We start from the raw sequence: 23,397 nt of genomic DNA on the forward strand, positions 1-23,397 counted from the left end.
GGGCCGCCTCGCGGGCGCGGGCGGCGGTGAGGGCCTTGTCGAAGATGAGCTTGACGGTGGCGGGGTTCTCCTCGAAATAGGTGGAGAGCTTGTCGTACACCAGACTGTCGACCATGGAGCGGATCTCGGTGTTGCCCAGGCGGGCCTTGGTCTGGCCCTCGAACTGGGCCTCGGTCACCTTGACGCTGATGATGGTGGTGAGCCCCTCGCGCACGTCTTCGCCGGAGAGATTTTTGTCGGCGTCTTTCAGGATGCCGTTTTTGCGGCCGTACTCGTTGAATACGCGGGTGAGCGCGGCCTTAAATCCCTGCTCGTGGGTGCCGCCGTCGGTGGTGTGCACGTCGTTGGCAAAAGAGAGCATGACTTCGTTGTAGCTGTCGTTATACTGCAGCGCCACCTCGACCATGGCGTCCTCTTTTTGACCGGACAGGTAGATGACGTCGGGGTGGACCACATCGAGGCCTTTTTTCTTGTGGATGTACTCGACGAAACTGCGGATGCCGCCCTCGTAGTGCATCACCTCGGTGATCGGGTCCTCCTCGTCGCGCTTGTCTTCCAGCACGATCTTGACGCCGGCATTCAGGAAGGACTGCTCGCGCAGCCGGGACGCCAGATCGTCGAACTCGAACTGGATGTCCTCGAACACCTCGCTGTCGGGGTGAAAGAGCACCGTAGTGCCGCTCTCGTCGGCGCCGCAGTCGCCGATGACCGCCAGATCGCCGATCGCTACCCCTTTTTCAAAGCGCTGGTAGTAGATCTTGCCCTCTTTGCGGACCCAGACTTCCAGGTACTCGGACAGGGCGTTGACCACCGATGCGCCCACGCCGTGCAGCCCGGCAGAGACCTTGTACCCGCCGCCGCCGAACTTGCCGCCGGCGTGCAGCACGGTGAACACCACCGTGACTGCCGGGATGCCCATTTTGGGCTGGATGCTGACCGGGATGCCGCGGCCGTTATCGGTGACGCGGATACAGTTGCCCGGCAAGATCTCGACGCCGATGCGGTCGCAGTACCCGGCCATGGCTTCGTCGATGGCGTTGTCGACGATCTCGTACACCAGGTGGTGCAGGCCGCGGCTGCCGGTGGAGCCGATATACATGCCCGGCCGCTTGCGAACTGCCTCCAGCCCCTCGAGCACCTGTATCTGTTCGCCGTCGTAGGCCCGATTCTCCTGCTTGATGTTCTCTGGCATGTTTTCCAAAGTGATCCCTCCGTGTAAAAGTCCGCCCCTGGGGCAGACGGTATTATCGATGTTTGGCGCGCGGGAGCCGCCGCCTGGCCGCCACCCGTTTTTTTAAGGTGGCCGGCGAGATAGGGCTTATATAGGTGATGGGCCCGCCGGGGCCGGTGATGACCACGAACGATTTGGGCAGCCCGATATCGAGGATGTCGCCGCTGCCGCACACGTTGCGCACCTGGCCGCGCGTGCCGGATCGTTTGAGATAATTTTTGGTGTCTTTGGAGACCGAGGTGTTGTCGATATCGAAGATGCCGACGATATCGCGGGTGCGCACCACGGTATCCTGCCCCAGATGGATGTACACGTCTAGTCCTCCTCGCTGCCGCAGGGCTCGAGATGGCCGCTTTTCATATAGAAGGCGCGGCCGGTGAGCAGCTGCTCGATAGGGGCCCGGTCGCAGCAGGTGATGAATACCTGTGCGTCTTCCAGGTGGTTGAGGATGTAGTTTTGGCGGCTGGGGTCGAGCTCGCTCATCACGTCGTCTAAGAGCATCACCGGCGTTTCGCCGATAAACTCGCGCAGCAGGTAGCCCTCGGCCAATTTGAGGGCCAGCGCCACGCTGCGCTGCTGCCCCTGAGAGCCGTAGAGACGGCAGTCGAGCCCGCCGATGAGAAAGCGCAGGTCGTCGCGGTGCACCCCCACGGTGCTGTAGCCGGCGCGCAGGTCGTCTTTTTTGGCCTCTTGCAGGCGCTGGCTGTAGAGCTGCTGCAGCTGTGGGGCGTCGAGCGCCTGCTCGTCGCCGGAAAAGACGCTGTCGTAGCACAGGGTGAGCGTTTCCCGGCCGCCGGAGAGACCGCTGTAGATCTGGCCGGCCCAGTTAGACAGAGCGGCAAAGTAGCGCCGCCGCATCTGGTATACCCGCACCCCCAGCTGGCAGAGCTTTTCGTCGAACACCGCCAGCAGGTCGTAGAGCTCGGCGTTTTTATAGAGGTCTTTGATGAGGGCGTTTTTTTGGGCCAGTGCCTGGCGGTACTGGTACAGGGCGGTGATGAACTGGGGGCGTATCTGGCAGATGGCGCCGTCGAGAAAGCGGCGCCGCAGTTGGGGGCCGTCTTTGACGATGGAGAGGTGGGCGGGGGAGAACACCACGCAGCAGAAGCTGCCGGCCAGCGCGCTGGCGCTTTTTTTCTCGACCCCGTTGAGCTGCACGCCCCGCTTATCGCCCAGGGTGATGGCGGCGGTCTGGTGCCGGTCCTGGGCAAAAAAGGCGCCCTCTACCCGGGCCTGGGCGGCCCCTTTTTGGATGAGGTCGCGCTCGCGGCCGGGGCGAAAGCTCTTGGCCCCGGTGAGCATCCAGATGGCCTCGATCAGGTTCGTCTTGCCCTGGGCGTTGTCCCCAAATACGATGTTTACCCCCACGTGGGGGGTAAATTGCACCTCCTGCAGATTGCGGTAGCCGCACAGCCGGAGACTTTCTAATCGCACGCCGTTACCTCGATCTCGCGGCCCTGGAGACACACTGTGTCGCCGGGGTAGATCTTTTTGCCGCGCTGGGTGCAGACCTGGCCGCCGACGGTCACTTCACCCTGGGTGATGCGGATCTTGGCCTCGCCGCCGGTGGCGCACAGGCCGGCAAATTTGAGCAGTGCATCCAGCTTGATGAACGGGGTGTGGATCGGTATCTCAGTTTTCATTTTTGAGCCTCACCGGCAGCACCAGGAAGAGGAAGCTGTCCCCCTCGGGCGGGGTGATGGTCATGGGGGCCAGCGAGCCGCCGAAGGAGAGCTTGACCTCGTCGCAGTGGGTGTATTTGAGGGCGTCGAGCAGGTATTTGTTGTTGAAGCCGATCTCGACGTCGTCGCCCTGCTTGTTGGCGGTAAAGGCGTCTTGCACCTTGCCCAGCGGCGTTTTACACAGCACCGAGACGGTGGAGCCCTCGAAGGTGATCTTGAGGGGATTTTTAAAGCGGTCGCTGATGATGATGGAGGCGCGCTCTACGCTGTCGATAAAATCGCGGGTGGAGCAGAGGACGGTGGTCTCGGACTCTTTGGGGATGGAGTTTTTATAGTCGAGGAAGTTGCCCTCGAGCAGGCGGGAGATGATGTGGTAGCCGTTTACTTTAAAGAGGATGTGTTTGTCGGAGAGGTAGATCTCGGCCACCTCGTCGGAGTCTTTGACCAGCTTGGATATCTCGCTGGCGGCTTTGCCGGGGACGATGAATTGGCAGTTCTGGTGGGTGTCGGCGTGCTCGCGGCGCAGGGCCAGGCGGTAGCCGTCGACAGTGACCAGGGTGAGCATGCCGTCCTCGGCCTCGAATTTGATGCCGGTGTGTACCGGTTTTTGATCGGTCTGGGCCACGGCGTACAGCGTCTGGTCGATCATCGATTTTAAGGTGAGCTGATCCAGCGAGAGGGTGATCTCGCCGTCAAGATCGGGCATTTCGGGGAACTCGTCGGCGTCGATACCGATGATGGTGAACTCGGTCTGCTGGGTCTTGATGGTGGTGAGCAGCTGGCTGTTGACCTCGACCGAGACCTGTTGGTCGGACAGTTTGCGGATAATGTCGGAAAACAGGCGCGCCGATAGGACGATGGTGCCGTGCTCGCTGACCTCGGCCGGGATGCGGGTGGTGATGCCCAGCTCGAGGTCGTAGCCCGACAGCGTGATGCAGTCTTCCTCGGTGCGCACGAGCACGCCTTCGAGGGCGGGGATGTTGGATTTGCCCGGCACAGCTTTTTGTACGTTCAACATCGCTTCGCTGAGAGATTGCCGGTCACAGACGAATTTCATGGAAACGCTCCTTTCTGGTGAGAAGAAAATATATAAGAAATAGTAATAGTAGTAGTGTCGGTGGAATTGTTAGGCGGGGGTGGAAATAGGCCTGTACAGCCCAGTTTTTCACTTTTTTTGGACATGTAGAATGCCTGTTTGTGAAATTGTGGAATATGAGGGGAAAAAGAGGATGTCCACATTTTGGTGGAATATCGGTTGTTAAATGTTAAAGGATGGTGAAAGAAATGGTGGAATGATTATGCGCATAAAATTGCATGGACGGCAGAGGGCGACACGAAATTTCGCACCGCGATATAGGAACACTTTTTCCCCTGCCAGCTTTACTTTTTGATGTTTTTGATGATGTCCTCGATGGTCTCGGCAAACTTCTGGTTGTGCTCGAGTTTTTGCTTGACTTCGCCCAGCGAGTAGACGATGGTGGAGTGGTCGCGGCCGCCCAGCTCGACGCCGATGGCCTTCATGGGCATTTGGGTCACCTCGCGGATGACGTAGATGGCCACCTGGCGCGCGCTGGAGATGTTGGCCGATTTCTTTTTGGATTTGATGTCGGCCGGGGAGACGTTAAAGGTGCGCGAGACCTCGTTGATGATGCGCTCGACGGTGACCGGGATGGGCTGGTTGTCGCTGAGGATATCTTTGATGGCGGTGTGGGCCACGGCCACGGTGGGGGAGATGCCCTCGAGCATTTTGTAGGCGTTGAGCTTTTTGACGGCGCCCTCCAGCTGGCGGATGTTGTTTTTGATGCGGTTGGCGATGAACTCGGTCACTTCGGGCGGCAGGTTGAGGCCCAGCAGCTCCGCTTTGCGGCGGATGATGGCCACTCTGGTCTCGAAATCGGGCGGCTGGATATCGGCCAGCAGGCCGGACTCGAAGCGGGAGCGCAGCCGGTCCTCCAGTGTTTTGATCTCTTTGGGGGGCCTGTCTGAGGAGAGCACGATCTGCTTGCCGGATAAAAACAGCGTCTCGAAGGTGTGAAAGAACTCCTCCTGGGTGGAGATCTTACCGCCGATGAACTGGATATCGTCGATGAGCAGCACGTCGGCCACCCGGTACTTGTTGCGAAAGTCCATGGTGGTGCCGGCGGCGATGGCGGAGATCATCTCGTTGGTGAACTCCTCACCCTTGACGTAGACCAGATTGGTGGAGGGGTCGTTTTTCTTGATCTCGTTGCAGATGGCAAACAGCAGATGGGTCTTGCCCAGGCCGGAGTCGCCGTAGATGAACAGGGGGTTATACACATTGGAGGGGTTGGCCGCCACCGCCATGGCCGCCGCGTGGGCGAAGTTGTTGGAGGAGCCGACCACGAATGACTCGAAGGTATAGTCGTAGTCGCCGCCGCCGGTAAACTCTTTGGTAAAGGTGGCCGACGAGGAGCCGGCGGCGATGGAGGGGGCCGCCACTGCCGGAGAGGCCGGGTGCTCCACATGGCCCTCTTTGAGCTTGGCGTCGCAGCTGATCTTTACCTGTACGTCAAAGCCCAGCACGTTTAAAAAGCCCTCTTTGATGATGTCGAGGTATTTTTCCTCGATCAGCTCCTGCTGGAATTTGCTGCGCACATAGAGCAGGGCGGTGTCGCTCTCGAATTTGATGGGTTCGATGCACTTGATCCACAGATCGTACACCATATCGCTGAGTTGGGTCTTGCAGTGGTGCGCCACCAGTTCCCACACGTCGCTAAATGATTCCATAGGTTTTCCATCCTCCAAAAAGGTCATAGTAATTCACTCTCCCATTCTAACACAAAATCCACATAGTTATCAACAATTAAACACCAAAACCCCGCGGTATATATAATAGGAAAAAACAGGGCAAATCGGGCAGATTTTGGCGGGAATGTGGAAAAGACAGCAGGGGGGCGCCGGCAGCGGCAACGGGGTGATGGAGAAAAGAAGCGGGGGCAGAAATGCCCGCTGCCCGATCATCGCTCGACAGCCGCCCGGCCGCCCGCCTGAGGTGTGCCAGGCAGACTGCGGGCGCACGGCAGCGGCTAGGCTGCCGCGGGGACCCGGGGCAGCTGGGGCGTGCTGTGGACGTGCTGTGTGGAGCTGTGGGAGAGGACGAGCGGCCCCAGCGGGCCAAAACAGGGGCCAAAAGAGACGACAACAGGCGGCCGGACCCCCGAAAAACGCGGTAGTCATCGGTTTTTTTAGAAAAAAAGATTGACAGAACGGTGAGCAGCCTATATACTAATTAAATGCAAGGTTTCGCCTCGAAAGGAGGGTTTACAAGTGCTCAGAACCTATCAACCCAAAAAGAGACAGAGAAAAAAAGAACACGGTTTCCGCAAGAGAATGAGAACCAGCAACGGCCGGAAAGTGCTCGCTCACAGAAGGGCAAAAGGCAGAAAACGTTTAAGCTACTAATCGATGGCCACAATGTGTTGCGTTGTGGCTATTGTTTTTCTGTGCGGAGTATTTTTGCAAGTCGGCCCTGCGCCCCGCTGCCACATAGAGCTGGCATTGGGGCGCAGAGGTGTATTTGCCCCATTTTACCCAGAATAAAGAGAAATACATGGACGGTGTAATGCGCGACAGCGCGCCGGCTGCGGCCGGTGACAGAATAGAAAACACGGCGCCGGGCGGGAAGATCATCACCCTGACCCAGAACTTTGAGTTTTTGCGCACTTACAAGAGGGGACGCTCGGTCGTGCATCCCCTTATTGTCACATATATTTTTAAAAACCGGCTGGGATATACCCGGGTGGGCATCACCACCAGTAAGAAGATCGGCGGGGCGGTGCAGCGCAACCGCGCCCGGCGGGTGATCAGGCAGGCCTACCGGGCACTGCTGCCCCAGATAAGACCGGGCTACGACATCGTTTTTGTGGCCCGCGGCAAGACCCCCCACGTAAAAGAGTGGGCCATCGAGAGCGCCATGAAGAAAAATTTAAAAAAGGCAGGCCTTTTAAAACCTTGAAAAAGCTGCTCACGGCGCTCATCCGCTTTTACCAGAAGCATATCTCGCCGGCGACACCGCCCAGCTGCCGCTTTTACCCCACCTGCTCGGCCTACGCCATCGAGGCCATCAGCACCCACGGTGCACTCAAGGGCAGTTTGCTGGCGATCTGGCGCATTTTGCGCTGTAATCCCTTTTCTAAGGGTGGGTACGACCCCGTGCCGCCCCCTAAACACCATCGGGCAAATTCCAAACGGAGGAATTGTGAATGAACTTTATCAGCGAAATATTCGGCTACCCGCTGGGGTATATCATGCAGGGGTGCTACTACCTCACCCACAACTACGCGCTCTCCCTGCTGCTGTTTACTCTGGTCACCAAGGTGCTGCTTTTTCCCCTGGCGGTCAAACAGCAGAAGTCGACGGCGCAGATGGCTGTATTTCAGCCCAAGATAACCGAGATCCAGAAGAAATTCGCCAACGACAAGAAAAAACAACAGGATGAGATGATGAAGCTGTACTCGGACTACGGGTACAATCCGGCCGGCGGCTGCCTGCCGATGCTGATCCAGTTCCCCATTCTGTTTGGTCTTATCGACGTGATCTACAAGCCCCTGACCCACATCATCCGCATCCCGTCGGACGTGATCACCAAGGGCATAGAGATCGCCAAGGAGCTGCCGGGCATCACCGTCAACTCGATCAACCCGCAAGTCAGCCTGATCTCGGCGGTGCAGACGAGCCCCGACGCCTTCGGCAAGATCTTCTCGGCCGGGCAGATGACCAAGATCCAGGAGATCAACTTCAGCTTTTTTGGCCTGGACCTGTCGCAGATGCCGCAGCTGGCCTTTAATGCGGCGCTGCTCATCCCCATTTTGGCCGGCCTGTCGATGATCCTGTCGTCGGTGTGCTCGATGAAATTCAGCGGCTCCGGACAAGCTATGGCGGCCGGCGCCGGCGGCAACACCTCGAAATTCATGCTGTACGGCATGAGCATCTTCTCGGCGGTATTTGCCTTTCAGGTGCCCATGGGCGTTGGCCTGTACTGGATCTTTCAGAACGTGATCCTCATCGGCCAGAGCTACCTGCTCAACCGCATCTATAACCCCAAAAAGCTGGCAGTGGCCTACGAGGAAAAGATGAAGGCGGTGCAGGAGAGCAAGAAGAAAAAGGTAAAGATCGAAGTGGAGGACAAAAAGACCGGCAGCAAGAAGGTCGTGGAAAAAACTCTGTCTGAAAAGGAGATCAACCGGCTGCGGCTGGCCAAGGCCCGCGAGCTGGACGCCAAGAAATACGGCGATATAAACGAGGACCCACAGGAAAAGTAGGGCTGCACTTCCAGGGGGGAGAAGATCATGAGAGAGACGATCAAAACGGCAGGTACCGTGGAACAGGCTATCCGGCTGGGCTGTGAGGAGCTGGGCCTGGAAAAGGACGAGGTGCTCATCGAGGTGCTGGAGATGCCCCAAAAGCGGCTGTTTGGCCTGCTGGGCAGCACGCCGGCCAAGGTGCGGGTGTACATAGAGGAGCCCGGCGACGGACAACCCGCCCCGGCGCCAGCTGCGGCGAGCGCGCCGGCAGCTAAGGAGCAGAGCGCCCCGACAGCGGCCGGCGAGCAGGAGCAGCCGGCCCCGGAGCGCGACCCGGCCGAGGTGGAAGCGAACCGACAGCACAAAGCCCAGATCGCCTGCGATTACATTGCCCGGCTGCTGGAGAAGATGCAGATCGAGGACGTGAGCATCGAGCAGCAGCTCTGTGACAGCAACCTGACGCTCAACTTGAAAGGCGGCTCGGTGGGCATGCTCATCGGGCGGCGCGGCGAGACGCTGGACGCCATCCAGTACCTGACCGGGCTGTGCTGCAACAAAGGCGGCGGCGACTACCTGAAGGTGACGGTGGACAGCGGCGACTACCGCGAGAAGCGCCGCCAGACGCTGGAGGCGCTGGCTAAGAAGATCGCTGCCAGCGCAGTGAAGAGCGGGCGCTCGACGACGCTGGAGCCCATGAACCCCTATGAGCGGCGGATCATCCACTCGGCGGTGCAGACGGTAGAGGGGGCCACCTCGCGCTCGGTGGGGGAGGACCCCTACCGCAAGGTGGTCATCAGCTCGCAGAACCCGAGAAAGCCGGACCGCCCGGAGCGGCGCGATCGCCGCAGCGGCGGCCGCGGGAGAGGGCCCAGACCGCCCCGCCGCGAGTTCAGCTCCCGCGATCACGTATTGCCCCAGGATAGCGGCCAAAAGCCGGTGACGGCGGCGCCCAAGTCGGATCTGGACGACGCGGACATCGACCTGCCGCTGTACGGCAAGATCGACCTGTAAAACTGGGCGGCCGGCGGGCGCCGGCAGAGCTGTAGACCGGCTCGCATCACGTTACAAAACAAGTGGGAGCAGACAGCTTGGTGTCTGCTCCCTACTTTTTGCCAGGAGATACCGGCGCGCGGCAGCGCGCAAAGAGGAGGGAGTACCTATGGATACGACCATTGCAGCCATCGCCACCCCGCTGGCGATGGGCGGTGTGGGGATGATACGCATTTCCGGCCCCGAGAGCTATGAGATCGCCGGCAAGGTGTTTAGCCCGGTATCGGGCAAAGATGTGCGGCAGCAGAAGGGTTATACCGCCCTGTTTGGGCACATTCATGATCGGGGGCGGACCGTCGACGAGGCGGTGGCGCTGTTTTTTCGCGCCCCGCACAGCTATACCGGTGAAGACGTGGTGGAGCTGAGCTGCCACGGCGGCGTGGCGGTGCTGCGAGAGGTGCTGCGCTGCGTGCTGGACGCCGGGGCGGTGATGGCCGGGCCGGGCGAATTTTCGAAGCGGGCGGTGCTGGGGGGCAAGATGACCCTGACTCAGGCCGAAGGGGTGATGGAACTCATATCGGCCAAGACCAGACAGGGGGCGGCGGCGGCGCTATCGGCCATGGACGGGCGGCTGTACCGCACCACCAGCGCCATTAAGCAGTCGCTTTTGGAGGTGGCGGCGCAGATGGCCGCCTATGTGGATTACCCCGACGAGGACATCCCCGACCTGGAGGGACAGGTGCTGGGAAAGACGCTGGCGCTGGCGGAGGACAGGCTGGCGGCGCTGCTGGATAGCTTTGATACCGGCAAGATGCTGCAGCAGGGTATAGAGACGGCCATTGTGGGGCGGCCCAACGTGGGCAAATCGACGCTGATGAACCTGCTGGCGGGCTGTGACAAGAGCATCGTTACCCAGATACCGGGCACCACCCGCGACGTGGTGGAGGAAGTGGTGGAGCTGGGCGAGGTGGTGCTGCGGCTGGCCGACACCGCCGGACTGCGCGAGACCGACGACCCGGTGGAGCGCATCGGGGTGGAGCGCTCGGTGCAGAAGCTGGACCGAGCGGCGCTCATTTTGGCGCTGTTTGACTACTCGACCCCACTGGCCGGCGAGGACTGGGAGCTGCTGGAAAAGATAGCCGGCCGGCCGGCCGTAGTGGTGGTGAACAAGACCGACCTGCCCTGTGCCATCGATCTGGATGAACTGCGCGAAAAAGTGCCCCAGGTGGTGCTGATGCAGGCCAGCAGCGGCCAGGGGCTGGAGGAGCTGCAGCAGGCCATCTACACGGCTACTGCGCTGGGACATTTGGATATGGACAGCGGGGTGCTGGTGGGCGAGCGCCAGCGGCAGAGCGCCGTGCAGGCGCTGGCGGCGGTGCGCGGAGCACGACAGGCCCTGCAGATGGGCATGACCTATGATGCGGTGGCGGTGGATATCGATGCGGCGGTAGAGGCGCTGTCGGAGCTGACCGGCGAGAGCGCCAGCCAGCAGGTGATCGACACGGTGTTTGCCAACTTCTGTGTGGGCAAATAGAGGATATATACAGTTACAGCGCGAGACGGAGGCAGTTATGGAGACACTACACATGGGCGATTACGACGTGGCGGTCATTGGGGCCGGGCACGCCGGAGTGGAGGCGGCGCTGGCCGCGGCCCGACTGGGCTGCAGTACGGTGCTGTTTACCATATCGCTGGACTTTATTGCCAACATGCCCTGTAACCCCTCGATCGGGGGGACGGCCAAGGGCCACCTGGTGCGGGAGATCGACGCGCTGGGGGGGCAGATGGGGCTGGCCGCCGACGCCACCTTTTTGCAGAGCCGCATGCTCAACCGCGGCAAAGGACCTGCGGTGCACAGCCTGCGGGTGCAGTCGGACCGGGTGGCCTACCACACCTATATGAAACAGGTGGTGGAGAGCCAGCCGGGGCTGGAGGTAAAGCAGGCGGAGATCGTGGATATCGTGGTGCAGGACCACCGGGTGACCGGGGTGGTGACCAAGTTGGGGGCGGTGTACGGCTGCAAGAAAGCGATCATTGCCAGCGGCACCTTTTTAAACGCTGTGGTGTATGTGGGCGACAGCGCCTACCGCAGCGGCCCGGACGAGAGCCGCGGGGCGGATGAACTGTCGGCGGCGCTGGTGCGGGAGGGCCTTGTGCTGCGCCGCTTTAAGACCGGTACCCCGGCCCGGGTGCACCGCCGCAGCATTGACTTTTCGAAGCTGGAGCCCCAGGATGGGGACGAGCAGGTGGTGCCGTTCTCGTTTGCCTGCCAGCGGCAGTTAAAAAACCAGGTGCGCTGTTATGTGGCCTACACCAACGAGCGCACCCACCAGCTCATACGCGAAAACATCCACCGCTCGCCGCTGTACGGCGGCAAGATCGAGGGCATTGGACCCCGCTACTGCCCCAGCATCGAGGACAAGGTGATGCGCTTTGCCGACAAGCCCCGGCACCAGATCTTTGTGGAGCCCTGTGGGCTATCTACCGACGAGTACTACTTGCAGGGGATGAGCTCCTCGCTGCCGGTGGATGTACAGCTGCAGATGTACCGCACCATCGAGGGCTTTGAGCACATCGAGATCATGCGCCACGCCTACGCCATCGAGTACGACTGTGTGGACCCCACCCAACTGGACCCCACGCTGGCCTGCAAACAGATAGAGGGGCTGTACGGGGCCGGGCAATTCAACGGTTCCTCCGGCTATGAGGAGGCGGCGGCCCAGGGACTGGTGGCGGGCATAAATGCCGCCCTGACGGTAAAGGGAAAAGAGCCGCTGGTGCTGGACCGCTCCAGCTCGTATATCGGCACACTGATCGACGATCTGGTGACCAAAGGGGTGAGCGACCCCTACCGCATGATGACTTCGCGCAGCGAGTACCGGCTGATCTTGCGGCAGGACAACGCCGACAGCCGGTTGACCCCTATCGGCCATGAGATCGGCCTTATATCGGAGGAGCGGTATGCGGCGCTGCGGGAGAAGGAGCGGATGATCGCCCAGGAGATCGCGCGGTTGGCGGCGGTATCGGTGGGGCCGACGTCGGCGGTGAACAGCCTGCTCGAAGAGCTGGGGACGGTGCCGCTGACCAGCGGGGCCAAACTGGCCGACCTGCTGCGGCGGCCCCAGGTGTGCTACAATGCGCTGGCACCCATTGACCCCCAGCGCCCGCCGCTGCCGGCAGCGGTGCGCGAGCAGGTGGAGATAACGCTGAAGTACGAGGGGTATATACGGCGGCAGAAACAGCAGGTGGAGCAGATGCAAAAGCTGGAAAAAAAGTTGCTGCCACCAGATATAGATTACACGCAGATGGCCGGATTGCGGCTGGAGGCGCGGGAAAAGCTGCAGCGCATACGGCCGCTGAACGTTGGCCAGGCCTCCCGCATATCCGGTGTGTCGCCGGCCGATATATCGGTGCTGCTGATCTGGATGAGCCAGCGCGCACAAGGGGGGGAGTAGGATGATCGACACAGCGTATATGCACCGCATAGCGGCGGCAGAGGACATAGAGCTGAGCCCGGCCCAGCTGCAGCAGCTGGACACTTACGCGGCATTTTTAGTGGCGTATAACGAGAAGGTGAACCTGACGGCCATCACCGGCGCCGAGGAGATCGCCCAGCGGCACTTTTTGGACAGTTTGCTGTTTTGCAAACTGCTGCCGACCGGGACTGCACTGATCGATATCGGCACCGGGGCGGGATTTCCCGGCATGGTGGCAAAAATATTTGACCCCAGTTTGCAGCTGACGCTGCTGGACAGCCTGCAAAAGCGGCTGGTGTTTTTGCAGCAGCTGGCAGAAAAGCTGGGCTTTGGCGATGAGGTACAGCTGGTACACGCCCGTGCCGAGGAGGCGGGCCGCGACCGGATGTACCGGGAGCAGTACCCCTGCGCCACCGCCCGGGCGGTGGCCAACCTGGCGGTGCTGTGCGAGTACTGCCTGCCCTACGTGCAGGTGGGGGGGACCTTTTACGCCCTGAAGGGGCCCGACGGCGAGCAGGAGCTGGCCCAGGCGCAGAGGGCTATAACGCTGCTGGGCGGACAGGTGCAGGAGGTGCGGCACTGTGCGCTGCCCGACGACAGCCGCCGGACCATCATCGCGGTGAAAAAAATATCGCAAACCCCGACAAAATACCCGAGGAACGGGGGAAAAATCAAAAAATCCCCGCTGTAGCGGCGGAAGCTGATGACAAAATGGGGGAGCTGTTGTCGGTATTGGTAGATGGAAAATAATGGAAATCTTATTTCCCGTGTGATACACTGAAACTACAGAAAAAAGCTGCATGAGCTTACACCTTTTGCCCGATGGCGACAAAAAGGTCACCGAGGTGGACAGGCCAAACATAGGCCAAACTCTGACCGGTCCAGCCCAAAATGCGGACAGAATAGGCCAGAGTAGGCTAAATATGGTGCAGCAGCAGGAAAAAGAGACAGTAGAGCAGTAAACACGGCTGGTAAAAGGCGAATTTCCCCGGGAAAAGGGGAGAGGCTGCAGCTGTTGAGAGAGCACACGGAGGGAAGTACAGATGTCTATGGTTTTTAGCCGCAAAAAAGTGGTGGGCAAGGTAGTATCGCTGCCGGTATCGCAGATCCGGCCCAATCCGGCCCAACCCAGGCTGCGCTTTGACGCCTATGAGCTGATCAGCTTGGCCGAGAGCATTCGCCAAAATGGGCTGTTGCAGCCCATTACCGTGCGGGAGGTGGGCGACGGCTACGAGCTGATATCGGGTGAGCGGCGGCTGCGGGCTACCAAACTGGCCAAGCTGCGGCAGATAAACTGCATCATCGTGGATACTGACGAGCAGCAGTCGGCTGTTTTTGCCCTGCTGGAGAATATTCAGCGGCAGGATCTGGATTATTTTGAGCAGGCCCGGGGCATTAAAAAGCTGATCGAGTGCTGGGGCATTACCCAGGAGCAGGCGGCGGCCCGGCTGGGTATGGCCCAATCGACGCTGGCCAACAAGCTGCGGCTGTTAGGGCTGGAAGAGGACCTGCAGAAATATGTGGTGGAACAAAAATTATCGGAGCGGCATGCCCGGGCACTGCTGACAGTGGACCGCGCCCACCGCATGGAGGTGGCACAGACGGTGTGTGCCCGGCACCTGAACGTGGTGCAGACCGAGGAGTATATTGAGAAGATGGAGATGGCCGCAAAGAAGCCCCAGCGGCGCAACCTGTTTATTGTGAAGGATGTGCGCATCTTTTTGAATACCGTGGGTAAGGCGATCGATATGATGAAGCAGGCGGGGGTAGACGCGGTGGCCAATACCACCCAGTGCGGCGACTACATCGAGTACAACATTCGCATACCGCTGGCCAAGTAGATGGCAGTTTTGCCGCGATGAAGATCGTGATGAGGAGCAGCCCGTCGGCTGCTCTTTTTTTGCGGGTAAATAGGTACGGCGGGGAGAAACTGGTTTTTACAGGTAAAGAGGGGAGACAGTAGCACACAGAGTGGGCAATGCTTGACAGTGCCGACCGGCGAGTGCTATGCTAAAAACGCTTATGCATCGCGTGCCGTGTACTGAGTATTGGATACTGGATACTGGATTCCAGTGGTACGCCAATAGCCCTCTATACCTGTGTTTGGGGACTGCTGATGCGGTACAGAGATGGATAGCAATCTACACACAAAGGAGCAGACTTGATATGACTGGACCAAAGACAACTGCCGCGTAGCAGGGGCAGAATAGAGAAAACTACAAAGATACAGGAACCCGCACAGCGGCGGGAGGCCCCTGCTCGCTCTCTATAACCTGAAGACCAAGTTACCGAGCGAGGAGAGCAGGCATGAGTTACATAAAAGCGGCGCAGATACTGCCCGAGGACCTGTTGCGACAGGTACAAGACTATGTGGACGGCGCCTATATCTACATCCCCCGAGTGGCGCAGAACCGAGGCAGCTGGGGGAGCAATACGACTTTGCGAGACGAGCTGGCTCGCCGGGATGCCGCCATCTACCGCGAGCACCAGAGCGGCTGCCCAACCCGGGCGCTGGCGAAGAAGTACTTTTTGTCGGAGAAATCTATTCAGCGCATTTTGCGCAGTCAGCGGCAGCAAAAGCAGGTAGAAGAGTAAAAGTAGAAGAAGATGGATGATGCGCCGGTACGGAGAAGATCTGTGCCGGCGCATGTTTTTTTGCGAAAAAACCGTGCGGGTCAGCAGGACCCCTGACTGTGGTATGCTATATGCTAAAGAACAAAATAGAAATTGGAGGAAATAAGATCTTGTATATTACTGCTTTTTATCTGCCGCCATTTTGCGATCTTCTCTTAAACAAAGTTTGGAGAAGGGAAGAGCTATGGAACATATCGATTGGGAGGTACAGTACCTCTCGCTGCCGGCGATACGGCGACACTGCCAAAAATGCGGCGGCCCCAGCCGCTTTGTGTGCAGCGGCAACTTTCGGGTAAATGCCCAGCGCAAGAGTTTAGATATTTGGCTGATCTACCGCTGTGCCTGCTGCCACACCACCTATAATATGGATGTGTACAGCCGGGTGGGGCCGGACAGCATACCGCCGTCAGAGCTGGCCCGCTTTTTGCAAAATGATGAGCAGCTGGCCTGGCAATATGCCACTGACAATAGCGTGTTGCAGAAAAATGGAGTGGTGTTGGACACGGTGGATTACCAGATACAGGGGTTGCTGCCCACTCCCCAGATGGGAAAAATACAGCCGCTATGCGTTGCCGGTGCGAGTGGGAACAGTGCTGAGAAAAAAGATGGAGTTTTCGGCCGGTGAACTGAAGATACTGGTAGAGAGCGGCCGTATTTGGATGGACGGAAGTGACCGGCGCTGGATACGGCGCAAATTGTTTCACGGGTGTACACTGTATATGCAGTTGCCGCTAAAAGAGTACTAAAAGTGGGAGCGGTGAGCGATCATCGCTCTCGCTTTTTTTAATATTTGAATGTTCCACGTGGAACAAATAGACGGGGGAGGGGGGAAATGTTTCACGTGGAACACTGGCAACAATGATATAGCCAGCATATGGAAACAATAAGTTTACTAGTGAGCGCCTTTTTTTTGACGCAGCCCTGTGCTATAATGGCAATACAAACTACAGAAGCGGGGGAGAGGTAAGATTGGGTAAGATCATCGCCATAGCGAACCAGAAAGGCGGCGTGGGAAAGACTACTTCGGCGGTCAACCTGGCGGCTTCACTGGGTGAATTGGGCAAAAAGACGCTGCTCATCGATATCGACCCCCAGGGAAACGCTACCAGCGGGCTGGGTGTAAACAAGCGCAACGTAAAAAAGACCAGTTATGAGCTGATGGTGGCCGACGCCCCATTTGGCGAGGTACTGGTGCACACACCTTTTAAAAATGTAGACCTGTTGCCGGCCAGCATCGATCTGGCAGGGGCGGAGATCGAGTTGGTGGAGTTTGCCGATCGGCCCTCTCGGCTTAAAAAGGCTATTGTGGGCCAGCGGGAGCAGTATGACTATATCCTCATCGACTGCCCCCCTTCGCTGGGGCTGGTAACGCTGAATGGGCTGACGGCGGCGGATACGATACTGGTGCCCATTCAGTGTGAGTACTACGCGCTGGAAGGACTGTCGCAGCTGATGAGCACGGTGCGGCAGGTAAAGCGGCTGTATAACCCGCACCTGGACGTGGAGGGCGTGCTGCTGACCATGTATGACAGCCGCCTGAACCTGACCATGCAGGTGGTGGAGGAAGTAAAGAAGTACTTTGGCGGCAAGGTGTACAGCGTGGCTATTCCCCGCAATGTGCGGCTGTCGGAGGCCCCCAGCTTTGGCCAACCGGTGCTGTATTACGACCGCAGCTCGAAAGGTGCACGAACATATTTGGAACTGGCAGAAGAACTGCTGGAGAAAAACGGCGAGAAGGCGGTGGTGTAAATGGCCGGCAAAAAAAGAGGACTGGGCAAAGGCTTAGACGCTCTGTTTGTAGACAATGCTGTAGATAGTGACAGCGCTGTGACGGCACTGCCGGTGGCCGAGATAGAGCCGCATCAGGGCCAGCCGCGGCGGGCTTTTGACCAGCAGGCGCTGGATGAGCTGGCGGCCTCGATCGCCGAGCACGGGGTGCTGCAGCCTATTTTGGTGCGGCCGCTGGCTGGCGGCGGCTACCAGATCGTGGCCGGTGAGCGGCGCTGGCGCGCGGCCCGCCTTGCCGGTCTGGGCCAAATACCGGCTGTAGTGCGGGAGATGACCGACGAGCAGGTATACCAGGCGGCACTGGTAGAAAATCTGCAGCGGGAGGACCTAAACCCGGTGGAGGAGAGCCTGGGCTACCAACAGTTGGTGCAACAGTACCATATGACCCAGGAGCAGGTGGCCCAAAAGGTATCGAAATCGCGCTCGGCGGTGGCCAATGCACTGCGATTGCTGTCGCTGCCCCAGCCGGTGATCGACCTGCTGGCCGCCGGCAAGCTGAGCACCGGCCACGCTAAGGCGCTGCTGATGGTAAAAGATGCCGACACACTCTGCCGGGCCGCCGAATATGTGGTGCAACATGAGCTGACGGTGCGCCAGACCGAGCGCTATTGTAAACAGCTGGAGGCAGGGCAGAAGCCCAGGACCGAAAAGCTGGTAGCGCCCATTTTTAAAGAGGTGGAGCTGAGCTTGACCGAGACGCTGGGGCGCCGGGTAAAGGTGACTACCGACGGCAAGAAGGGCAAGCTGGAGATCGAGTACTTCTCGAAAGATGATCTGATCCAGCTGGCCGGTATTTTTAACGAGAAAGTATGAGCTGACCGGCGGACGGCCGAGACGAGGTGACGACGCGATGTATACCATGGAGCTGACAGTGCCCGAGCACCAGTGTGATACCCGATGCCGTATGAAACTTGGCTATGTGCTGCGCAACTTGCAGGAGGTGGCCACCAACCACTTTTCACTGGTCAACGATCTGCACGATAAGCTGGCCTGGAAAGTACACTTTTTTATTGCCAGCATGCACCTGCGGGTGGCACAGCTGCCTAAGATGGGACAGCCGGTGGTGTTGCGGACCTATTTTTCGGGTCCCAAAGGCGTATTTTTGGTGCGCAACACCGAAATACTGGATGCTGACGAGCGGCCTCTGGTGCAGTGCAGCTGCAACTGGTTTTTGGTGGACGCGGCCAGCCGCGGGGTGGTAAAACCCAAAGACAGTCCATATCTGCTGCCGCAGGAGCCCCACGATTTTCCCATTACCAGCCCGCGGCGCATCCGCGTTGAGCAGCCGCTGGAGCTGACCGACCGGCGGCGGGTACACTATTCGCAGCTGGACTCGAACGGGCATTTGAACAACGCTGTGTATGGAGATTTTATTCAGGACCTGTTGTGGGAGCGCCTTGATGAGCGGTCGCTGGCAGATCTGGAGATCGTATACCACCACGAGGCAAAACTGGGGCAGGTGATAGAGCTGTTTACGACCACCGGCACCGACAGCAGCGATATTGTGGGCCGAGTGGGACAGACCGACTGCTTTACCGCCCGGGTGACCCTGCACCGGTAATAGAATTTGTATCTTATAAAGGCAGTGGCCTTTTTAATAGGAGGAAATGTTATGGATATCACTTCGCTTTTTAACATCAGCTACGGCATCTACTACATCAGCGCCGAGCACCAGGGCCAAAAGAGTGCCTGCCTGGTAAATACCGTGTTTCAGCTGACGGCTGAGCCCATTCAGGTGGCGGTGAGCGTATCGAAACAGAACCAGACCCACGACACCATTTTGAACAAGGGCTCAGTGGCGGTGACGGTGGTGGGCACCGAGGCCGAGACGGCCAACTTGGGCCTGTTGGGTTACCGCACCGGCCGCGAGGTGGATAAGTTTACCGCGCTGCACACCAAGACCGACTGTTTGGGCAACCCGGTCATCCTCGACGACTGCGTGAGCTACTTTAGCTGTAAGGTGGAAAAGACGGTGGATCTGGACACTCACACGGTGTTTATCTGCTCGGTAGAGGACGGGGAAGTGGTGGACAAAGAGGCCGTGCCCATGACCTATAACTACTACCGCCAGGTAAAGAAACTCAAGTCGAGCAAGTTTGCCCCCACGTATGTAGACGAGTCGAAATAGAGAAGAGAGAAAAAAGAGGACTGGGCGCTATGCCCGGCCCTTTTTTGGCAATAGAGACCGCCGTATATACAGCTGTGTTTGCCCTCTTAAAATCGTGTTTTATGCATGGGCCTTATAGATCGCTGCTTTTTCTCATTTGCTGGTTTTTATACGGATCGGCGATCTGCTGTGTGGCCCGACAAGACACTATGCGGCACGATAAGATCAGAGACTAAGGTGTGCGGCAGGGGAGAGGAGGTACCGCGGTGGCGGCAGAAAGACTGGGTGGAAAAAAGGGACCGCAGAAGGGGCTGGCGGGACCCGCCAGGACTCCCGCTGAAGCTACCTTTTCGGGCGGTTTTAGAGCCGCGGCAGCAGCTGTTTTTAGAGGGATTGCACAAAGCGCCGGGAATGGGGAAAAACAGGTTGCGCCGCACCAATAAAGGTGTTAGAATATATTCAATTTACACAAACGCGTGAGAAGTGCAGGAGGGCGAAAATGGGTTTTTTGGATTACAATTACAAGTTCGCAAAAGAGGGCCTCACCTTTGACGATGTGCTGCTGATCCCCGCCAAGAGCGAGGTGCTGCCCAGCGATGTGGATACCTCTACGGTGCTGGTGGGCGATATTCGGCTGAACATCCCGCTGGTGACTGCGGCTATGGACACCGTTACCGAGTCGGCGATGGCTATTGCGATCGCCAGAGAGGGCGGTATCGGCTTTATCCACAAGAACATGACCATCGAGCGCCAGGCCGAAGAAGTGGACAAGGTAAAACGTAGCGAGAACGGCGTTATCGTCAACCCCTTTTTTCTGGCTCCGGAGAACCTGGTGTCGGAGGCGGACGCGCTGATGGCCAAGTACAAGATCTCGGGCGTGCCTATCTGTGAGGGCAAAAAACTGGTGGGCATCATCACCAACCGCGACCTGAAGTTTTTGACCAACTACAATGTACCCATCAAAGAGGTCATGACCCATGAGAACCTGGTGGTGGCCCCGGTAGGCACCACCCTGGAGACCGCCAAGAACATCCTGTGGAAAAACAAGATCGAGAAGCTGCCCCTGGTCGACGACGAGGGCAACTTGAAAGGCCTGATCACCGTAAAGGATATCGAGAAGGCCGTTATGTACCCCAATACCGCCCGCGACAAGAAATCCCGCCTGCTGTGCGGCGCCGCCATCGGCGTCACCAAAAACGTGCTGGAGCGCGCCCGCGCGCTGGCCGAGGTAGAGGCCGACGTGTTCTGCATGGACTCGGCGCACGGCCACTCGAAAAACATTATGGACTGCGTGTACAAGGTGAAGAACGCCTTCCCCGACATCCCGGTCATTGCCGGCAACATCGCCACCGCCGACGCGGCCCGCGACCTGATCGAGGCCGGCGCCGACGCGGTGAAGGTGGGTATCGGCCCGGGTTCTATCTGCACCACCCGCGTGGTAGCCGGTATCGGTGTGCCCCAGCTGACGGCTATCTTCGATGTGGCGGAAGTCGCCTCGCGCAAAGGCATTCCGGTGATCGCCGACGGCGGTATCAAGTACTCCGGCGACATCGTAAAAGCGCTGGCTGCCGGTGCCAACAGTGTGATGATCGGCTCGCTGCTGGCCGGCTGTGACGAATCTCCCTCAGAGGAGGAGATCTACCAGGGCCGCCGCTTTAAGACCTACCGCGGTATGGGCAGCGTGGGAGCCATGTCGGGCTCTCAGGGCAGCAGCGACCGCTACTTCCAGGAGAACAACAAGAAACTGGTCCCCGAGGGTATCGAGGGCCGTGTTCCCTACAAGGGGCCGCTCAACGACACCGTGTACCAGATGATGGGCGGTCTGCGCTCCGGCATGGGCTACTGCGGTGCAGCCACAGTGGATGACCTGCGCAAATACGCCCAGTTCATCAAGATCTCGGGTGCGGGGCTGAAAGAGAGCCATCCCCACGATGTGTATATCACCAAAGAGGCGCCCAACTACTCGGTAGGCGATTGATCCAGACCGATAAAATAGAAACAGGAGCATTTGCTGAGGCAGGTGCTCCTGTTTTTTGATCGAGTTTTCCACCAATGTGTAAAACTGTGTGGAAAAGAGAACATATGGCTTAAAACAGACCAGAGTTTTGCACATTGAGTGACGGTGAGGTGGAAAACAGCGGTAGAAAAATGACGAGCAGATCTTGTTGGATTTAATTGTAGGATACGGGGATAATAGACAGCTGATTTTACAGATATTGGAAAATTTGTGGTGTGTACAAAAGGTATGGACGCCGTAAAAAAGGCAACACTATCAGGGTAGCCAGCACTGCCGGTGCCGCCGCCGGATTTGGAAAAAAGTGTTGACAAACCCCGTAAAATACAATATAATAATGCTTGTTCCCATGACGGGATGTCGGTGACCACGTCCCGATATTTTGGGAACTTCTTATGGCGGTATAGCTCAGTTGGCTAGAGCATGCGGTTCATACCCGCAGTGTCATTGGTTCGAATCCAATTACCGCTACCAACTTTGGCCCGATGGTCAAGAGGTCAAGACACCGCCCTTTCACGGCGGTAACGGGGGTTCAATTCCCCCTCGGGTCACCATAAAAAAGCTTTGTCCCTGGGGGAGGGACGAGGCTTTTTTTCTTATGTTCATTTGGGCGGTGAAAAGTACGGTCTGCACGAAGACAGCCGGAAGGATAGAAGCGGCGTGGTGCTCATTTTCGGGAGCGCGCCAGGTGCGGTCTTACGGTATATATGTAATTTCGCAGTAGATAGGGCCGGGTGACAGGTGATACCGGCCCTGGACGGGGTACGGGTGCAGAGCATGGACATTGCGGCGGCAATATGGGTGTGGGGCAAATGACAGATGGGCGAGCTGGTAAGTGCCGTGTGTGTTTTGTATGGGTAATGAAACGGCCCCGACATGATGGGCTTTGAGGAGAGAATGTGCGGCCCAGATCCTGTTTCCTGGGAGTAAAGACGACGCTGCCGGCCTGACGGGAGCTAATCTGGGTGCTATCTGGGATGCCTTGTTCTGCCGCGTTCTGTTGTGTTCTGCTGTGGTCCGGTTTCGTGGCCGGTGGCAAAAAGGGGCGGTACCAGAAAAGGCGTTTTGGGAGGCATTGGGCCACTACAAGACCGCTGCATGGCCGCTGCCGGACAGCTGCTGGGCGCATGGTGTATTTTAGGTATATAGCCAGTGCAGTGGCGGCGGTGATATAGCAGATCTATATGATGGCGGCAGCACCCGAATAGATGGTGAGATACAGGTAGAAGTGGGTCAAAAACGTATGAGGTACATCGCGGCAAAGAGTGAGAGCGAGACAGCTGCCGGTGAGATATGAAAACAGTGTGGGGTGGCGATAGATGAAGATGCTTAAAAACAGGTGGCTGCTAGCGGCCCTGCTGGCAGTGCTGAGCGCATGTGCAGTGCTTGGTTGGGCGCGATTTATAGAGCCGGCTATGCTGCGCCATGTGCAGCAGACGCTGCCCCCACCGGACAAACTGGGGGAAAAGAGCGGCGGAGAGGAAAAGACGGTGCTGAAGATCGCCCTGTTTGGCGACACTCATTTTAGCAGTGTCTACCCGGTCAGCCGCATGAGGCGCATTGCAGAAAAGATCGATCGCGAAAAACCGGATGTGGTGATCTTTACCGGCGACCTGATCGACAGCTTGGCCAGTGACCCGGTAGATACGGCAGCCATTGCCGCCGGACTGGCCGAGATCGAGGCGCCGTTGGGCAAATTTGCGGTATTTGGCAACCATGACTACGGCGGTGGCGCCCAGTACACATACGAGGATGTGATGGCGCAGGGCGGGTTTGTACTGCTGGTAAACGACAGCTACCAGCTGACCGACCAGGTGTGCCTGACCGGTATGGACGATTACCTGCTGGGCAGACCGGACCACCAGCTGTTACAGAGATTGGGAGACGACAGCTACCAGATCGTGATCTCGCACGCTGCCGACGCGGTGGCCGGCATACAGGATGGCCGGCAGGACCTGATCTTGAGCGGGCACACCCATGGAGGACAGGTGCGGCTACCGTTTTTCACCAAGGCCTTTTTGCCCACCGGCGGCAAAAAATACGACCGGGGACTATACACCTTACAGCAGGGGAGCCGACCGCGCCTGCTGTATGTGACCAGCGGTATTGGCACCACCAAAGTGCCACTGCGGTTGGCCTGCCCACCGGAAGTGGTGTTTTTAGAGGTGGAGCTGCCGGGCAGCAGAGAAGTGGACAGCAGGTGAAAAGAGA

General features: G+C 58.5%; 23 protein-coding genes and 2 tRNA genes. 19 read left to right on the forward strand and 6 right to left on the reverse strand.

Going from position 1 to position 23,397, the window contains the following annotated elements; translation table 11 throughout:
- The 6 genes from C6Y32_RS14095 to dnaA all read right to left on the reverse strand — a co-directional run.
- Positions 1 to 1,192 (reverse strand): ATP-binding protein (locus C6Y32_RS14095; protein ID WP_243562794.1); only part of this gene is annotated, 1,192 nt, incomplete at its 3' end.
- Positions 1,193 to 1,244: 52 nt separating this feature from the next.
- On the reverse strand, positions 1,245 to 1,544 hold the full coding sequence (remB, locus tag C6Y32_RS14100; protein WP_105205918.1) for an extracellular matrix regulator RemB: 300 nt from the start codon (positions 1,542 to 1,544) through the stop codon (positions 1,245 to 1,247).
- Between the two features lie 2 nt (positions 1,545 to 1,546).
- Positions 1,547 to 2,665, reverse strand: a complete 1,119-nt coding sequence (recF, locus tag C6Y32_RS14105; protein ID WP_105205919.1) for a DNA replication/repair protein RecF — start codon at positions 2,663 to 2,665, stop codon at positions 1,547 to 1,549.
- Positions 2,656 to 2,874, reverse strand: a complete 219-nt coding sequence (locus C6Y32_RS14110; RefSeq protein ID WP_105205920.1) for an RNA-binding S4 domain-containing protein — start codon at positions 2,872 to 2,874, stop codon at positions 2,656 to 2,658. The genes recF and C6Y32_RS14110 overlap by 10 nt, the downstream gene beginning before the upstream one ends.
- Positions 2,864 to 3,970 carry a DNA polymerase III subunit beta gene (dnaN, locus tag C6Y32_RS14115; RefSeq protein ID WP_105205921.1) on the reverse strand — a complete coding sequence of 369 codons (1,107 nt, stop codon included), beginning with the start codon at positions 3,968 to 3,970 and terminating at the stop codon, positions 2,864 to 2,866. Before dnaN ends, C6Y32_RS14110 begins: the two co-directional genes overlap by 11 nt.
- A gap of 323 nt (positions 3,971 to 4,293) precedes the next feature.
- Positions 4,294 to 5,661, reverse strand: a complete 1,368-nt coding sequence (gene dnaA, locus C6Y32_RS14120) for a chromosomal replication initiator protein DnaA (protein ID WP_105205961.1) — start codon at positions 5,659 to 5,661, stop codon at positions 4,294 to 4,296.
- A gap of 540 nt (positions 5,662 to 6,201) precedes the next feature.
- On the opposite strand from dnaA, the gene rpmH reads away from it, so the two are divergent.
- The 19 genes from rpmH to C6Y32_RS14220 all read left to right on the forward strand — a co-directional run bounded on the left by rpmH (position 6,202) and on the right by C6Y32_RS14220 (position 23,390).
- Positions 6,202 to 6,336 carry a 50S ribosomal protein L34 gene (gene rpmH, locus C6Y32_RS14125; RefSeq protein WP_105205922.1) on the forward strand — a complete coding sequence of 45 codons (135 nt, stop codon included), beginning with the start codon at positions 6,202 to 6,204 and terminating at the stop codon, positions 6,334 to 6,336.
- Between the two features lie 148 nt (positions 6,337 to 6,484).
- Complete coding sequence (rnpA, locus tag C6Y32_RS14130; protein ID WP_243206431.1) at positions 6,485 to 6,889, forward strand: ribonuclease P protein component; 405 nt, start codon at positions 6,485 to 6,487, stop codon at positions 6,887 to 6,889.
- On the forward strand, positions 6,886 to 7,140 hold the full coding sequence (gene yidD / locus C6Y32_RS14135; RefSeq protein WP_207204839.1) for a membrane protein insertion efficiency factor YidD: 255 nt from the start codon (positions 6,886 to 6,888) through the stop codon (positions 7,138 to 7,140). Before rnpA ends, yidD begins: the two co-directional genes overlap by 4 nt.
- Positions 7,137 to 8,195, forward strand: coding sequence for a YidC/Oxa1 family membrane protein insertase (locus tag C6Y32_RS14140; RefSeq protein WP_105205924.1), 1,059 nt, complete (start codon positions 7,137 to 7,139; stop codon positions 8,193 to 8,195). Before yidD ends, C6Y32_RS14140 begins: the two co-directional genes overlap by 4 nt.
- A 27-nt stretch (positions 8,196 to 8,222) precedes the next feature.
- Positions 8,223 to 9,188 (forward strand): RNA-binding cell elongation regulator Jag/EloR, encoded by a 966-nt coding sequence (gene jag, locus C6Y32_RS14145; protein ID WP_105205925.1) that lies wholly within the window; start codon positions 8,223 to 8,225, stop codon positions 9,186 to 9,188.
- A 148-nt stretch (positions 9,189 to 9,336) separates the two neighbouring features.
- A complete protein-coding gene (mnmE, locus tag C6Y32_RS14150) occupies positions 9,337 to 10,701 on the forward strand; it encodes a tRNA uridine-5-carboxymethylaminomethyl(34) synthesis GTPase MnmE (protein ID WP_105205926.1) in 1,365 nt (454 codons plus the stop codon).
- Between the two features lie 37 nt (positions 10,702 to 10,738).
- A complete protein-coding gene (gene mnmG / locus C6Y32_RS14155; protein ID WP_243562791.1) occupies positions 10,739 to 12,622 on the forward strand; it encodes a tRNA uridine-5-carboxymethylaminomethyl(34) synthesis enzyme MnmG in 1,884 nt (627 codons plus the stop codon).
- A 1-nt stretch (position 12,623) separates the two neighbouring features.
- Positions 12,624 to 13,334 carry a 16S rRNA (guanine(527)-N(7))-methyltransferase RsmG gene (rsmG, locus tag C6Y32_RS14160; protein ID WP_105205928.1) on the forward strand — a complete coding sequence of 237 codons (711 nt, stop codon included), beginning with the start codon at positions 12,624 to 12,626 and terminating at the stop codon, positions 13,332 to 13,334.
- Positions 13,335 to 13,686: 352 nt separating this feature from the next.
- Positions 13,687 to 14,484, forward strand: coding sequence for a ParB/RepB/Spo0J family partition protein (locus C6Y32_RS14165; RefSeq protein WP_243206428.1), 798 nt, complete (start codon positions 13,687 to 13,689; stop codon positions 14,482 to 14,484).
- A 466-nt stretch (positions 14,485 to 14,950) separates the two neighbouring features.
- Positions 14,951 to 15,238 carry a CD3324 family protein gene (locus C6Y32_RS14170; protein ID WP_105205929.1) on the forward strand — a complete coding sequence of 96 codons (288 nt, stop codon included), beginning with the start codon at positions 14,951 to 14,953 and terminating at the stop codon, positions 15,236 to 15,238.
- 223 nt (positions 15,239 to 15,461) lie between these two features.
- Positions 15,462 to 15,902, forward strand: a complete 441-nt coding sequence (locus C6Y32_RS14175) for a DUF1062 domain-containing protein (protein ID WP_105205930.1) — start codon at positions 15,462 to 15,464, stop codon at positions 15,900 to 15,902.
- Positions 15,903 to 16,246: 344 nt separating this feature from the next.
- Positions 16,247 to 17,026 (forward strand): ParA family protein, encoded by a 780-nt coding sequence (locus tag C6Y32_RS14180; RefSeq protein ID WP_105205931.1) that lies wholly within the window; start codon positions 16,247 to 16,249, stop codon positions 17,024 to 17,026.
- A complete protein-coding gene (locus C6Y32_RS14185; RefSeq protein WP_105205932.1) occupies positions 17,027 to 17,878 on the forward strand; it encodes a ParB/RepB/Spo0J family partition protein in 852 nt (283 codons plus the stop codon). It begins immediately after the preceding gene.
- A 37-nt stretch (positions 17,879 to 17,915) separates the two neighbouring features.
- Positions 17,916 to 18,626, forward strand: a complete 711-nt coding sequence (locus C6Y32_RS14190; RefSeq protein ID WP_105205933.1) for an acyl-[acyl-carrier-protein] thioesterase — start codon at positions 17,916 to 17,918, stop codon at positions 18,624 to 18,626.
- 51 nt (positions 18,627 to 18,677) lie between these two features.
- A complete protein-coding gene (locus C6Y32_RS14195) occupies positions 18,678 to 19,193 on the forward strand; it encodes a flavin reductase family protein (protein WP_105205934.1) in 516 nt (171 codons plus the stop codon).
- Between the two features lie 478 nt (positions 19,194 to 19,671).
- Positions 19,672 to 21,150: an IMP dehydrogenase gene (gene guaB / locus C6Y32_RS14205; RefSeq protein WP_105205936.1), complete on the forward strand. Its 1,479-nt coding sequence runs from the start codon at positions 19,672 to 19,674 to the stop codon at positions 21,148 to 21,150.
- Between the two features lie 433 nt (positions 21,151 to 21,583).
- A tRNA-Met gene (locus C6Y32_RS14210) sits at positions 21,584 to 21,660 on the forward strand.
- A gap of 5 nt (positions 21,661 to 21,665) precedes the next feature.
- Positions 21,666 to 21,740: transfer RNA gene (locus tag C6Y32_RS14215), tRNA-Glu, on the forward strand.
- Between the two features lie 765 nt (positions 21,741 to 22,505).
- The gene (locus C6Y32_RS14220; RefSeq protein ID WP_105205937.1) at positions 22,506 to 23,390 is read left to right on the forward strand and encodes a metallophosphoesterase; all 885 of its coding nucleotides are present in this window, start codon (positions 22,506 to 22,508) and stop codon (positions 23,388 to 23,390) included.
- The last annotated feature ends 7 nt before the right edge of the window (positions 23,391 to 23,397 follow it).

The organism is Neobittarella massiliensis (ex Bilen et al. 2018) (genome assembly GCF_900289145.1).
Lineage (GTDB): Bacteria > Bacillota > Clostridia > Oscillospirales > Ruminococcaceae > Neobittarella > Neobittarella massiliensis.

What these genes read in the sequence shown, in the direction of transcription:
- dnaN (WP_105205921.1), bottom strand. Translation starts at nt 3,970, where the DNA reads ATGAAATTCGTCTGTGACCGGCAATCTCTCAGCGAAGCGATGTTGAAC.
- C6Y32_RS14175 (WP_105205930.1), top strand. Translation starts at nt 15,462, where the DNA reads ATGGAACATATCGATTGGGAGGTACAGTACCTCTCGCTGCCGGCGATA.
- jag (WP_105205925.1), top strand. Translation starts at nt 8,223, where the DNA reads ATGAGAGAGACGATCAAAACGGCAGGTACCGTGGAACAGGCTATCCGG.
- rnpA (WP_243206431.1), top strand. Translation starts at nt 6,485, where the DNA reads ATGGACGGTGTAATGCGCGACAGCGCGCCGGCTGCGGCCGGTGACAGA.
- C6Y32_RS14140 (WP_105205924.1), top strand. Translation starts at nt 7,137, where the DNA reads ATGAACTTTATCAGCGAAATATTCGGCTACCCGCTGGGGTATATCATG.
- C6Y32_RS14185 (WP_105205932.1), top strand. Translation starts at nt 17,027, where the DNA reads ATGGCCGGCAAAAAAAGAGGACTGGGCAAAGGCTTAGACGCTCTGTTT.
- guaB (WP_105205936.1), top strand. Translation starts at nt 19,672, where the DNA reads ATGGGTTTTTTGGATTACAATTACAAGTTCGCAAAAGAGGGCCTCACC.
- mnmG (WP_243562791.1), top strand. Translation starts at nt 10,739, where the DNA reads ATGGAGACACTACACATGGGCGATTACGACGTGGCGGTCATTGGGGCC.
- mnmE (WP_105205926.1), top strand. Translation starts at nt 9,337, where the DNA reads ATGGATACGACCATTGCAGCCATCGCCACCCCGCTGGCGATGGGCGGT.
- C6Y32_RS14190 (WP_105205933.1), top strand. Translation starts at nt 17,916, where the DNA reads ATGTATACCATGGAGCTGACAGTGCCCGAGCACCAGTGTGATACCCGA.
- dnaA (WP_105205961.1), bottom strand. Translation starts at nt 5,661, where the DNA reads ATGGAATCATTTAGCGACGTGTGGGAACTGGTGGCGCACCACTGCAAG.
- C6Y32_RS14195 (WP_105205934.1), top strand. Translation starts at nt 18,678, where the DNA reads ATGGATATCACTTCGCTTTTTAACATCAGCTACGGCATCTACTACATC.
- rsmG (WP_105205928.1), top strand. Translation starts at nt 12,624, where the DNA reads ATGATCGACACAGCGTATATGCACCGCATAGCGGCGGCAGAGGACATA.
- C6Y32_RS14220 (WP_105205937.1), top strand. Translation starts at nt 22,506, where the DNA reads ATGAAGATGCTTAAAAACAGGTGGCTGCTAGCGGCCCTGCTGGCAGTG.
- C6Y32_RS14165 (WP_243206428.1), top strand. Translation starts at nt 13,687, where the DNA reads ATGTCTATGGTTTTTAGCCGCAAAAAAGTGGTGGGCAAGGTAGTATCG.
- C6Y32_RS14170 (WP_105205929.1), top strand. Translation starts at nt 14,951, where the DNA reads ATGAGTTACATAAAAGCGGCGCAGATACTGCCCGAGGACCTGTTGCGA.
- C6Y32_RS14110 (WP_105205920.1), bottom strand. Translation starts at nt 2,874, where the DNA reads ATGAAAACTGAGATACCGATCCACACCCCGTTCATCAAGCTGGATGCA.